General features: G+C 46.3%; 9 protein-coding genes and 1 pseudogene. 6 read left to right on the plus strand and 4 right to left on the minus strand.

Annotated elements, in window-relative coordinates:
- Positions 1 to 192 precede the first annotated feature (192 nt).
- The 3 genes from QUA03_RS03660 (at position 193) to QUA03_RS03670 (ending at position 4,860) form a co-directional block, all read left to right on the plus strand.
- Positions 193 to 1,218: an SMP-30/gluconolactonase/LRE family protein gene (locus tag QUA03_RS03660; protein ID WP_333209744.1), complete on the plus strand. Its 1,026-nt coding sequence runs from the start codon at positions 193 to 195 to the stop codon at positions 1,216 to 1,218.
- Between the two features lie 124 nt (positions 1,219 to 1,342).
- The gene (locus QUA03_RS03665) at positions 1,343 to 3,070 is read left to right on the plus strand and encodes a hypothetical protein (RefSeq protein ID WP_333209746.1); all 1,728 of its coding nucleotides are present in this window, start codon (positions 1,343 to 1,345) and stop codon (positions 3,068 to 3,070) included.
- Positions 3,071 to 3,396: 326 nt separating this feature from the next.
- Positions 3,397 to 4,860: a DUF1565 domain-containing protein gene (locus QUA03_RS03670; protein ID WP_333209748.1), complete on the plus strand. Its 1,464-nt coding sequence runs from the start codon at positions 3,397 to 3,399 to the stop codon at positions 4,858 to 4,860.
- Between the two features lie 119 nt (positions 4,861 to 4,979).
- On the opposite strand, the pseudogene QUA03_RS03675 reads toward QUA03_RS03670, so the two are convergent.
- From QUA03_RS03675 to QUA03_RS03685, 3 genes and pseudogenes are all read right to left on the minus strand, one after another.
- A pseudogene (locus QUA03_RS03675) lies at positions 4,980 to 5,238 on the minus strand (transposase); the annotation flags it as partial.
- 139 nt (positions 5,239 to 5,377) lie between these two features.
- A complete protein-coding gene (locus QUA03_RS03680; protein WP_333209750.1) occupies positions 5,378 to 6,142 on the minus strand; it encodes an NAD(P)-binding domain-containing protein in 765 nt (254 codons plus the stop codon).
- Positions 6,143 to 6,156: 14 nt separating this feature from the next.
- Positions 6,157 to 6,609, minus strand: coding sequence for a MarR family transcriptional regulator (locus QUA03_RS03685; RefSeq protein WP_333209752.1), 453 nt, complete (start codon positions 6,607 to 6,609; stop codon positions 6,157 to 6,159).
- Between the two features lie 574 nt (positions 6,610 to 7,183).
- Between QUA03_RS03685 and psb28 the strand changes: the two genes are divergently transcribed.
- The 3 genes from psb28 to QUA03_RS03705 all read left to right on the plus strand — a co-directional run bounded on the left by psb28 (position 7,184) and on the right by QUA03_RS03705 (position 9,357).
- A complete protein-coding gene (gene psb28, locus QUA03_RS03695; protein ID WP_333057059.1) occupies positions 7,184 to 7,519 on the plus strand; it encodes a photosystem II reaction center protein Psb28 in 336 nt (111 codons plus the stop codon).
- A 186-nt stretch (positions 7,520 to 7,705) separates the two neighbouring features.
- Positions 7,706 to 8,212: a MogA/MoaB family molybdenum cofactor biosynthesis protein gene (locus QUA03_RS03700; RefSeq protein WP_006632696.1), complete on the plus strand. Its 507-nt coding sequence runs from the start codon at positions 7,706 to 7,708 to the stop codon at positions 8,210 to 8,212.
- 284 nt (positions 8,213 to 8,496) lie between these two features.
- On the plus strand, positions 8,497 to 9,357 hold the full coding sequence (locus QUA03_RS03705; protein WP_333209753.1) for a methylated-DNA--[protein]-cysteine S-methyltransferase: 861 nt from the start codon (positions 8,497 to 8,499) through the stop codon (positions 9,355 to 9,357).
- Between the two features lie 85 nt (positions 9,358 to 9,442).
- On the opposite strand, the gene QUA03_RS03710 is transcribed toward QUA03_RS03705, so the two are convergent.
- A complete protein-coding gene (locus QUA03_RS03710; RefSeq protein ID WP_333209755.1) occupies positions 9,443 to 10,345 on the minus strand; it encodes an alpha/beta fold hydrolase in 903 nt (300 codons plus the stop codon).
- Positions 10,346 to 10,638 lie beyond the last annotated feature (293 nt).

The raw sequence follows: 10,638 nt of genomic DNA on the forward strand, positions 1-10,638 counted from the left end.
CATGCTCCGGGGTGTCAACTTCAGGAATGTCAGCAGGTGGCGATCGCTAATTGAAATGACATTGCTATACTATGTTATCCGCGCTGCTGTCTGTTTGAAGCCACACTTTTGTATTCTTAATATAAATGTAATATAGGTGCGGTATGATCGCTTTTACTACGACTCTCACTCAATGCAATTAACAAGGCCAACATGATCGCCAAAATTGCTACCATCAGCCTCTTGTTTATAGTTTTGACTCTAGCATTCAGCAACACGCTTTTCAAAAATCATCTGTTAAAACCTTTCACTGACAGCAATTTGTCCAATCAATTAACATCTGATTTGGCAATCTTGCCCGCCCAAACGGCAAACCAGGACAAAAAAAATACCATGCAACGTATTCTCGATGACAGTGCAAAGTTAGAAAAACTAGCTGGCGATTTCCAATTTATCGAAGGTCCAATTTGGCATCCAGACGGCTTTTTACTGTTCAGCGATATTCCCGCCAATATTATCTATAAATTCGGCTCAAATCAGCAAGTTGAGGTATTTCGCCGCCCTTCGGGAAAAGCCAACGGGAATACGTTAGACCAAGAAAACCGCCTACTTACTGGCGAACACGAAAATCGCCGCGTATCCCGCACAGAAAAGGACGGCCAAGTTATCACCTTGGCGGATAGATACGAGGACAAGCGGCTCAACAGTCCCAACGATTTGGTGGTTAAATCTGATGGCAGCATTTATTTTACCGATCCGTCCTATGGTGTTAGTAAAGATCAGGAAGAATTGGGCTTTTACGGTGTTTACCGACTGGCACCAGACGGAAAATTAACTCTACTGGTTAAGGATTTGGTGCTGCCGAATGGCATCGCTTTTTCACCAGACGAGCAAAAACTTTATGTCAACAATTCGGAAGCGGGATACATTGCTGTTTTCGATGTAAAACCGGACGGAACTGTTACCAACCAGCAGCTTTTTGCGGAGTTAAAAGATGCTAGTCAAGGCGGAGTTCCCGACGGTTTAAAAGTTGATGTAGAGGGGAATGTTTACAGCACCGGGCCGGGGGGAGTGTGGATTTTTTCGCCGGATGGCAAGCTTTTGGGGAAGATTTCTGTGCCTGAGACGGCGACTAATTTGGCTTGGGGAGAAAGCGATCGCAAAACGCTTTATATCACGGGAAGTACAAGTCTGTATCGGATTCGGCTTAAAATTGCGGGCGTGCAGCCTGGAAAATAATCTAAAATCGGGCGGAGTTGAAAGTAAAGCGGTTTTTATTAGGGGTAATTGACCGGGCATGATATAATCTTAGGTTTGAGAATCAGTCCTTCCCGATTCTTTAATCTCAAATCTCCAATCTCAAATGGTATTAATAGCTCGGTTGCACAAACTTCTAACTGCTACAGTCGATCGCAAATCCCGATCGCACACAATATTTTGGTTAACTCTGAGCCTGACATTTGCCGCCCTCTATGCTATTTTAGGCTTGAAGCAAGCTTTTAGCGGTGAGTATATCGTGCAAGACGATGCGAGGCAGCACGTTTTCTGGATGATGCGATTTGTCGATCCTGAATTATTCCCCAACGATTTCATTGTTAATTACTTTCAATCTGTCGCCCCCGCAGGATACAGCACCCTCTACAAATTAGCCGCAACAGTTGGTATTCACCCGCTATTTCTTCACAAAATATTGCCGCTATTTCTCGGCTTAATCTCGACTTATTACTGTTTTGGGCTTTGCCTAGAAATGCTGCCAGTGCCGATGACTGGGTTTATTGCATCTTTGCTGTTAAATCAGCATATGTGGATGACTGATGATTTGGCTTCCACAACGCCAAGAGCTTTTATATATCCGATATTTCTGGGCTTTTTATATTATTTGTCGCGCAGTTCGTTGCTGCCTTGTTTAGGGGCGATCGCACTCATCGGACTATTCTATCCTCCTTACGCCTTGGTTGCTGCTGGAATCTTAGTTTTGCGCCTGCTAGCCTGGAAAAACGGCGGTTTGCGCTTGTCGGGCGATCGAACTAATTACCTATTTTGCACTACAGGTTTGGGATTAATATTTTTAGTAATGCTGCCCTATGCCTTAGATAACTCTGAATTTGGCCCAACTTATACCGCAGTAGAAGCGAAGCAAATGGCCGAATTTGTACCAGGTGGCAGAAATGCTTTTTTTCGCCCAAATCCCAAAGATTATTGGTTGACAGGGCGGGGCAGCGGGATGTTTCCCAAGTCGCTGTTTACGCCTGTAACTCACTGTGTCGGGCTGTTATTTCCGCTGCTGCTGTTTTTGCGATCGGCTTTTCCCTTAGCAAATCAGATTCAAAGCAAAATCTGGCTTTTGCTTCAGCTATTTTTAGCATCCTCTGCGATGTTTTTTGCGGCTCACGCCACCATTTTCAAGCTATATCAACCCGGTCGCTATACAGCCTATAGCTTGCGATTTATTGTTGTTTTAATAACTGCCATCGCCCTAACTTTAATTATCGATGGAGTCGGTCTTTGGGCTTCAAAAACCACAACAACATTTGATGTAAAAAACCTAGTTGCACTAATTACGACAGCGATTATCGCTATCGCCGTTGTCCTTTATCCCTGCTTGACCGAAAAATTTCCTACCGTCGGGTATGTAGAAGGTAAAATATCGGGTTTGTACAAATTTTTTGAGCAACAACCTAAAGATATCTTGATTGCTTCAATAGCGGGAGAGACTGATCACTTGCCAACATTTAGTCAGCGTTCTGTTCTGGTGGCCAAGGAATATGCAGTGCCTTATCAGAAAGGCTACTACAGCAAATATCAACAGCGAATTAACGAGTTAATTCGCGCTCAATACACTCCCAATCGAGCTGTATTGCAAAATTTTATTAATCAATATGGAGTTGATTTTTGGATGCTCGATCGCAATGCTTTCACTCTTGAGTATATAAAGGATGATGGCTGGCTAAATCAATTTGATTCTACACCGGAGGCGAGGCTGTCTCTCAAACAAGGAAAAATTCCCGCCTTAGCTTCAGCAATGACAAGTTGTGCGGTTTTTCAGAATGAAATTCTAGTGGTTTTGGAGGCGTCTTGTATTGTGAAATAGGCTGGGAGTTAAGACGGCTTACACCCAGAAATAAATGCCTTACCATCCGCTGACGTAAAACGAAAAAAAATGGCTTTTCTTAACTAAAACTCTTGATTTTTAGGTTGAACCGGAGGCACAAAACCCGGTTTCCGGCCCTAAAATTAGTAATTTAGTGACTTGTAGGGGCAATCCCCCTGCGGTTGCCACTCCTGAGAGGTAATGTTGCGGATATGGTGCAATTAAATAATCTCCGCAATCACAGGTGAATATAGATCCGGGGTCAAGTTCGCAGACAATGAAAATTGCACAAAAGCTCGATCGCCAATTATCTCTTTAACAAAAACATGGCAACACTTTACGTCAACCCGCAAATAGGCAGTGATTCCGCAGCCGGCACCCAATCGGCTCCATTCAAAACTATAGCCCGTGCAATCATCGCCCGCGCTGCATCGGGAACTACGATTCAGTTAGCAGCGGGAACTTACAGCGCTGCTAGTGGCGAAAAATTCCCCTTGGAAATTTCTTCGGGAGTAAAACTTATTGGCAATGAAGCTAACAAAGGTAAAGGCATTCTGATTCAAGGCAGTGGCAAATTTGTCAGTCCCACCGCTGCAAGCCAAAATATCACGATACTGCTAGCAACTAATTCGGAGTTGCGCGGAGTAACTGTAACCAATCTCGATAGTCGTGGCACGGGAGTCTGGATTGAGTCAACTTCTCCGACCGTAGCTAACTGCACTTTCACTCAATGCAAGCGCGAAGGCATTTTTGCCACGGGAATCGCTAATCCTGCGATTCTCGACAACGTATTTGTGGCAAACTCTGCGGCTGGGGTGATGATGGCGGGAACTGCTAAGGGAGTAATACGGCGCAATATTTTTCAAAAGATGGATTTTGGCATTTCTCTGGAAGCTAAGTCGGCTCCTTTGATTGCTGATAACCAAATTTTGGAAAATCGCTCCGGTATAGTTTTAGCGGGGGAATCTCAGCCGATTTTACGCAATAATCGCATTGAAAAAAATACCCAAGACGGTTTGACTGCGGTGGGGAAGTCGCTGCCAGATATTGGTACTGCTCAAGATTTGGGTGGCAATATTTTTCAGAATAACGGTGAATTAGATTTGCAAAACGCGACTGGGGTTAAGATTTCTACGGTGGGAAATCAGCTCAATTCTTCGCGGATGAAAGGTTTATTTGATTTGGGCAATGTGACGCCAACTCCGACTCCTGGCAAGCTACAGTTTAGCGACATTAGCACGCATTGGGCTAAGGATTTTATTGATCGCTTGGCAAAGATGAATATTGTTAGCGGGTTTCCCAATGGCACTTTTCAACCTTACGAGATTGTAACTAGAGCTCAGTATGCGGCTATGTTGGCGAAGGCGTTTGAATTGGTGCCGCGCCGTGATGCGACGGTTTTTAAGGATGTGGCGGCCGATTTTTGGGCCAAGGGAGCGATCGACCAAGCTAATCGAGCTGGCTTTTTGGCTGGATATCCAGACAGCACGTTTCGCCCGGAGCAAAATTTGACTAGAGTTCAGGCGATCGTATCTTTGGTAAACGGCTTGCAGTTGGGCGGCGGCAACCCCAATTCTTTGAGCGTTTATGTCGATCGAGCTCAGATTCCCAGTTTTGCCACCGACGAGATAGCAACCGCCACAGAGCGTAAAATCGTGGTCAACTATCCCGCGCGCGAAAAGCTTTCCCCCGCCCACGACATCACCCGTGGCGAGATATCCGCCCTCATCTACCAAACTCTGGTAGCCACAAAGCGGGCCGAGCCAATTAACTCTCCCTACATCGTCTAAGGGAATTGGGAGACAAGGGAGAGGATAACTTCGGGTACAAAGAACTCACATCTTGCACCATTCTCGCTGAACAGGCTTTCCGGCCTGTTCCACAAAGAGTAGATTAACCTGAGTTCGGGTTAAGCAGAAGAGAGAAAAAAGGCATCGATATTGAGAGAAGGCTTTTTAGGATGAAGGCAATAGGCAATCAATCCACAGACCAAGTTGACTAAGAAATTGACCGGACTGCGACGGGTGAGAATGCTCAATCTGAGAGAAGTTTTTTAGTTGGTCGATAATCCTCTCAATGATGGAGCGTTTGCGCGTTAGTAGCTTATCCATCAGTGGCATCAGCTTATTTTTCATATTGCACTTTGGCTGTGTAATCAGTTGAATCCCAATCTGGGTTCAAAAACTTGGCAGAAATCATCGACAGCGCAAAATAGTTCTTCTAAGCTAATCATGGGACGAGCATGTAAAGCTTTGGTGTGATGACTTTTAGCTTACTTGCTTGTCTCTTTCTTATCCCGAACTCACGTTACATATAAATCGCACGGCTCAGACGAACCCCGAAATCGGCATCCGGATTTGTCGTGGCGTCACCAAGCCGCTCTTGCATCACTGCAACTGCTAAGTCCCGGCGCTTTGGCGATCGTGATGCGTCGGCAGATGCCAGCGCTGCCGCCATCTGTTCGCGCGTGAGATCCGTGCAATAGCAGGGCGTGCCTGGTTGCTGACGCCACGAATCGGCGAGCGTTCCGGCGTCGAAAGCATCAAGCCCGGTGTCTTCGACGAGCGCCATCGCCACGGAGCGATCCTTCTCGCGGTCAGCAGCCACAGGGAGGGCGATACGGTCAGGACTTCCAGCAGGCTTGCCCTTGGTGGCGAAGGAGCCAGACCCGATCGCGTTCCACGCCTTGGCAATTGGCCGGCCTAGCTGTTCGGCCACCCAAAGGCTCTCAACCTGCCCGGCCTCGATAGCATCGATCTTGTCGTCGCGGTGGGGATAGTAATTGGACGTGTCTATGACGACTGTCTCGGCTGGTAGGTTGGCGATCAGCGGCACGATTGTGGGAATGCGGTTGAGAGGGATCGAGAGGATCACCACGTCAACGTCCTCCACCGCTTGGGCCGTCGAGACCGCGCGTGCACCAAACTCCAGCACATCGGCCTCGATCGTCTCTGGGCCGCGAGAGTTAGCCACCTTCACGTCATGTCCGGCCGCACTGAGTTTGCGTGCCACAGTCTTCCCGATATGGCCAGTGCCTAAGATCCCGATGTTCATTTTCTTCGTGTCAACCATGATAAATAATCCTTTTACGGAGTTGTTTGACGGGGTATTGCCAGCCCGTTCAACGTGTCGCGAAGTTCGGCAAGGTCTTCATCGGAGAGACGGCAGGCTGTCTCGATCTTTTCAGGGATCGAGCACGCTGCCTCGCGAAGTGCCTCGCCCGCTTCTGTCAGATCGATAAGAACGCGGCGTTCGTCCAGCAGGTCACGGGTGCGCGTCACCAGCCCCGCGCTCTCAAGGCGCTTTAAGAGGGGCGTCAAGGTTCCGTTATCCATACCGAGTTCTTGCCCTACTTCCCCAACAGTGCGCGGGGTGCTCTCGTAGAGAGCCAGCATGACCAGAAACTGAGGATAGGTCAGGCCCAAAGGCTCAAGAAAGGGCCGATGAAGCCGAATGACGCGGTTCGACGCACTATAGAGGGCAAACGAAAGCTGCCTCCCCACCTGCCGCCGTTCGTTGATGTTCGAGTTGTTATCCATTTAAAAATCCAGTCAACAACTATTATATAGCGCACTACATAATAGTTCAATACCTATAATTCACTTTTTTTCTGGGTTTTCTACGGTGACCCCCTATAAGCGCGTGTTTCATAGGGCGTGAAATTGGCGTTTCGCCGGCTTTAGCTTGGTGAGCCGAGCCGCTTGAGCATGAGGCGGATCGTGGACACGTATACGAAGGCTTCTCCGCTAGGTGGCAGCGCCTCATAATCTTTGCTCAGACGCCGGTTGCGACCCAGCCAGGCGAAAGTGCGCTCTAGTGCCTTCATCCTAAGAAGCCTTCTCTCAATATCGATGCCTTTTTTCTCCCTTCTGCTTAACCCGAACTCTGGTTAGAATATCTTGTGGGGTGGGCCGGAGAGCCCGCCCTGAAAGGATTATTGAGAATGGTGCAATATCTCAGAAGAACCAACCCATATCCCCTCACTCTCACTCACTCTCACTCACTCTCACCCACTCCCACTCTGCCAAGTCTTGATTTGCGAGTACCCGAATCGTTTTATGATTAAACATTAAGAAATTAAGTAAGCAATCCTTAAGGTTCGACTGTCAAATTATGGCTAAAATTCAATTTTCTCGGGGTATAGACGAAGATGCTGTGCCCGAAGTGCGCCTAACCCGTTCTAAAACGGGAGCTCAAGGCACGGCCACGTTTATCTTTGAAAATCCCAAAGCTCTCAGCAGCACCAGTACCGAAGACATTACTGGAATGTACATGATCGACGAAGAAGGCGAACTCCTCACTCGCGAGGTTAAGGCTAAGTTTATCAACGGTCAGCCTGCTGGTTTGGAAGCTCTTTATCTAATGAGAAGTCCCGAAGAATGGGATCGATTTATGCGTTTTATGGAACGCTACTCGGAATCAAACGGCTTAGGATTTAGCAAGGCATAATTGATGGGGAATAGGGCATGGGGTATGGGGCATGGGGTATGGGGCATTAGTTATTGGTTGTTAGTTATTTGATAATGAATAACTAACAACGAAGAAATAACAACTAACTAATGACTTCTTCGCTTTTCCCTCTTCCCTCTTCCCTCTTCCTGCTTGCTTCTTCCTTCTTCCTTCAACATCTGTTATATGACGCAAATTCCTCACCCCGACTTATCTAAAATAACCGTAAACTGCGCTATCATTACTGTTAGCGACACCCGCTCGGCGGAAACAGACAATAGCGGCTTGTTAACTAAGAAGCTGCTAAAAGATGCGGGTCACTCTGTGGTAGCTTACACTGTTGTTAAAGATGATGCAGCCAAAATTGTATTGCAAATGCAGGCTTTTTCCCAGCGTGAAGATGTAGATGCAATCATTTTTAACGGCGGCACGGGCATCGCTCCCCGAGATACGACCTATGATGTGATGGAGAGTTTGCTTGACAGGATTTTACCAGGATTTGGGGAAATATTTCGGTTTTTGAGCTATCAAGAAATTGGTTCGAGGGCGATCGCCTCTCGCGCAGTTGCAGGCGTCTATCAAGGCAAGTTAGTCTTTTCTCTTCCGGGCTCTAGCAATGGCGTGAAACTAGCTGTGGAAAAGCTAATTTTACCGGAATTAGTTCACTTGGTGACGCAGTTGCGCGGAGGGTGATATCAATTCCGGTAACACTCCTTATGATGGGGAGTGGGGAGTGATCCGTGGGGGAATGTGGAATTGCGCGACCTTGACTTGATCATTCCCATCCAACCGGAAACGATATGAGGTCGCTTTCTTCAATCTCTTCAATCTCTTCAATCTCTTCAATCTAAAATCTAAAATCTAAAATCTAAAATCGAGTGGCTGCATTCACCGCAAGAAACGGGTGGCTTTGAGCCTACTCTATGGCTAAAGTGAGGAAACATCACTATTCCCTTGACTTAGACTAGATGATTTCGATGCAGAATGCCAGTGTCTATGCTAGCGAAGATTATCACCGGATTGCTCGGGCGATCGCCTTTATGCGACAACACCACCTAAACCAGCCGAATCTGGCAACTGTGGCCCAACACATAGGACTGAGTGAATATCATTTTCAGCGGCTATTTACTCAATGGGCCGGCATTAGCCCCAAGCGGTTTTTGCAATATCTGACAGTTGAATATGCCAAGTCAAAAATCACTCAGACTAAAAGCCTTCTCGACTTAACATTGGACGTGAGGCTATCAAGTCCCGGACGATTACACGATTTATTTGTGAACTTAGAAGCAATGTCACCAGGTGAGTTCAAAGCAGGCGGAGCAGGTTTACAAATTCGCTATGGTATTCATGATACCCCCTTTGGCACATCTCTAATCGCGACAACTGCCCGTGGTATTTGTAATCTTTATTTTTTGGAGACAACAGACGAACAAACCGCCGAACAAAGACTGCAATTGACCTGGAAAAAAGCTGAAATCATTCGTGATGAGCAAGCCACTCAATCATTGCGTGACCTGATTTTCACTTCAGAAACTCTCAGCGAGCAAAAATCACTAACGCTTTTGGTAAAAGGCACTAACTTTCAGATTCAAGTTTGGCGAGCACTTTTGCAATTGCCATTTGGGGCGATCGCAACGTATCAGACTATAGCTCAAATGGTAGCACGCCCAACTGCTGCTAGAGCTGTAGGAAATGCGATCGGTAAAAATGCGATCGGCTATCTAATTCCGTGTCACCGAGTCATTCGAGAATCTGGAGAACTCGGTGGCTATGGCTGGGGAGTAGAACGTAAAACAGTCATGTTAGGTTGGGAAGCTAGTCATACAATTTGCGATTGATTATCCTTTTGGTTTGTTTGTGTGGCAATTATGAACCGCCCGGTAGGGAAAGCCTAAATAGCCTTCTTGACCCGATTATGCAGCCCTACTTGAGACTCCGATTGTAGAAACCAGCAACTTTGTCAACGTACATCTTTGGGTTCGTATTGTAGCTTTCTGGATGTTTCTTGGCATTGGTTTCCCAATATTCGGCCCCAGGATATGCTTCTCTGAGTTGACGGGAGTTTTCTATAGGAGTATAAGGATCGATCGCACTGTGAATAATCAAAACTGGTCTAGGGGAAATACGACCTATCTCCTGCACTGGCTTAGAAGAAGTTAGATCATATCCAGTCAACAAATGTCCAAACATCATGGTAGAAAGAAGAAATATCCCAGGTAATCCTGAAGCTGACTGCCAATGCTTCTGAATAATTGGATAAACCTCTGCGTAACCACTGTCAGTGACCACTGCTCCGAGGTCAGAGTCATCTGCTGCTGCTCCAAGTACAGCAGCAGAACCCATTGAAAAACCTAAAACCCCAATCTTTTTTGGCTTAAAGCCCCTGATTTTAAGCCAATCCACTGCTGCAATAACATCTCGCCTTTCTGTAATTCCAAAGGTGAAACGAGAATCAGCACTTTGCCCATGTCCTCGCAGATCGATCATAAGTATCGAAAAGCCTTTTTGATTCATAGCTGAACCAAACTCGGCAAACTTTCCAGCAAGCTCACAAGTCCGACTGGAATTCAATCCATGCACTAAAATTAATACCTTATCTGTCGCTTTTTCTGGAATAAACCAACCAGCAATCTCCACGCCATCAGGTGCACGAAATCTTACATTTTCAGGAGGAACAGCAAAAACAGATGCTTTAAGAGGGTCAAAGCATCTGTTTGGCTTTGAAAGAGTATGTCCTGCATAAGCGGAGATGCCGAAATAGCCAACCACTAGAAATGCTGAGATACCAGAAGCTAACTTGATACAAAGATGCTTTTTGGCTTTCATCTATTTTGTTACCTAGTTCTTGAAGATTATTTTCAGCGAATGTTCGATATAATTTCCTGGCTGCATCGGTACCGCGTTAGGAGGTTGAGTGAAATATTCCCCCGACATTCTTACCTTGTTGCATTAAATTGTTGAAAAGGTCTACAGCCAATTTGGTAGACCCAATATAATACTCAATACCTCTTTGATGCAGCAGTTCTTCTGTTTCGGGACAGGTATAGTCATTTCAAATAAATGTGAGACAGAGGCAAGATCATGATAAAATCGATAAAAATAGTTAATTAGAAAAAAAT

Origin of the sequence: Microcoleus sp. S36b_A4 (genome assembly GCF_036700645.1) — a bacterium.
Classification (GTDB): Bacteria; Cyanobacteriota; Cyanobacteriia; order Cyanobacteriales; family Microcoleaceae; genus Microcoleus.

What these genes read in the sequence shown, in the direction of transcription:
- QUA03_RS03685 (WP_333209752.1), bottom strand. Translation starts at nt 6,609, where the DNA reads ATGGATAACAACTCGAACATCAACGAACGGCGGCAGGTGGGGAGGCAG.
- QUA03_RS03700 (WP_006632696.1), top strand. Translation starts at nt 7,706, where the DNA reads ATGACGCAAATTCCTCACCCCGACTTATCTAAAATAACCGTAAACTGC.
- QUA03_RS03705 (WP_333209753.1), top strand. Translation starts at nt 8,497, where the DNA reads ATGCAGAATGCCAGTGTCTATGCTAGCGAAGATTATCACCGGATTGCT.
- QUA03_RS03670 (WP_333209748.1), top strand. Translation starts at nt 3,397, where the DNA reads ATGGCAACACTTTACGTCAACCCGCAAATAGGCAGTGATTCCGCAGCC.
- QUA03_RS03660 (WP_333209744.1), top strand. Translation starts at nt 193, where the DNA reads ATGATCGCCAAAATTGCTACCATCAGCCTCTTGTTTATAGTTTTGACT.
- QUA03_RS03680 (WP_333209750.1), bottom strand. Translation starts at nt 6,142, where the DNA reads ATGGTTGACACGAAGAAAATGAACATCGGGATCTTAGGCACTGGCCAT.
- psb28 (WP_333057059.1), top strand. Translation starts at nt 7,184, where the DNA reads ATGGCTAAAATTCAATTTTCTCGGGGTATAGACGAAGATGCTGTGCCC.
- QUA03_RS03710 (WP_333209755.1), bottom strand. Translation starts at nt 10,345, where the DNA reads ATGAAAGCCAAAAAGCATCTTTGTATCAAGTTAGCTTCTGGTATCTCA.
- QUA03_RS03665 (WP_333209746.1), top strand. Translation starts at nt 1,343, where the DNA reads ATGGTATTAATAGCTCGGTTGCACAAACTTCTAACTGCTACAGTCGAT.